This is a genomic window from Micromonospora sp. DH13, assembly GCF_020873825.1.
In the GTDB taxonomy this organism is placed as follows: domain Bacteria; phylum Actinomycetota; class Actinomycetes; order Mycobacteriales; family Micromonosporaceae; genus Micromonospora; species Micromonospora haikouensis.
The window spans coordinates 1-1,218 of record NZ_JAHWGR010000091.1 but is presented as its reverse complement, the minus strand read 5'-3'; the positions used below and the strand labels follow the sequence as shown (position 1 = coordinate 1,218).

Annotated in this window: 1 protein-coding gene; it reads left to right on the top strand. The window is 74.0% G+C overall.

From position 1 onward, the window contains the following. Positions 1-57: 57 nt before the first annotated feature. Positions 58-1,218, top strand: a 1,161-nt coding sequence (locus tag LPA42_RS33365) for a polyketide synthase dehydratase domain-containing protein (RefSeq protein WP_228987139.1), incomplete at its 3' end; no start/stop codon positions are given.

Here is a 1,218-nt window from a genome sequence, read left to right as displayed (position 1 = left end):
ACCCCACACACCACCCCCCACCTCCCCACCTACCCCTTCCAACACCACCACTACTGGTTGGACAGCGGTGCCGACGGCGTGGACGACGTGGCCGCCGCGGGTCTGGACGACGCCAGGCACCCGCTCCTGGCCGCCGTGGCGGACCTGCCGGAGACCGGGGGTGTGCTGGCGACCGGCCGGATCCGGGCCGACGCCGATTCGTGGCTGGGCGGCTATCTGCTGGAGGGCACGCCGGTCCTTCCGGCCGTCGGGATCCTGGACCTCGTCCTGTCCACCATGGACGAGCTGGGACTGCAGCACCTCGACGAGCTGGTCGTCGACAAGCCGATCGTCGTCCCGGCACGCGGCGGAACCGACCTGCGCGTCCAGGTCACCGGTGCCGACGCGGACGGCAGGCGCACGGTGCTGGTGCACACGCGGCAGGCGGGCGCGTGGACGCGCCACGCGGCAGGCGTCCTCGGCGTCACGCCGGGCCCGGTCGACGTCCCTGGCCCCGGCCCGGCTCCGGCGACTGCGGACCAGCTCGATCTGCTGACTGAGCGGCTGGCCTCGGCCGGATACGACCACGACGGCGCCTACCGGAGCATCCGCGCCTTCCACGGCGAGTACGCCGAGGTCGCGCTGCCCGACGACGTCGACGCCGACGGTTTCGGATTCCATCCCGCGCTGCTGGCCGCGGCCCTGGACGGGATGCTGAGCGGCCTTTCCGCGGAGACCCTGGTGCCGAGCCGGTTCACGGACGTGCGGCTGCACGCGACCGGGGCCACGAACGCCACGGTCCGGGCCCGCACGCGCGCCGACGGGACCGTCGCGGTCGGCATGGTGGACGCCGCCGGCGCGCCCCTGCTCACCATCGGCTCGGTCGCGAGCCGGCCGCTCACCGCGGCGGACGTGACGGTCGCGGCGGACGAGGCGCTCGCCTCACCGCTCGCCGTGGACTGGGTGCGGATCCCGATGCCGGACGACGTCTCCGGCGCGGCCACCGTCTTCGGCGACCTGGAGGAGGTGCTGGCCGCCGAGGAGCCCACGGACGTGCCGGCGGTGCTGCTGCTGCGGGTCGGCCAGAGCGAGGACCCGGACGCCGGACCGGAGGCGGCTCATGCGGTGGCGGAACGCACCCTGCACCAACTCCAACAATGGCTCACCAACCCCCACCTCACCCACACCCACCTCGTCATCCTCACCCAACACGCCATCCCCACCACCCCCCACCAACCC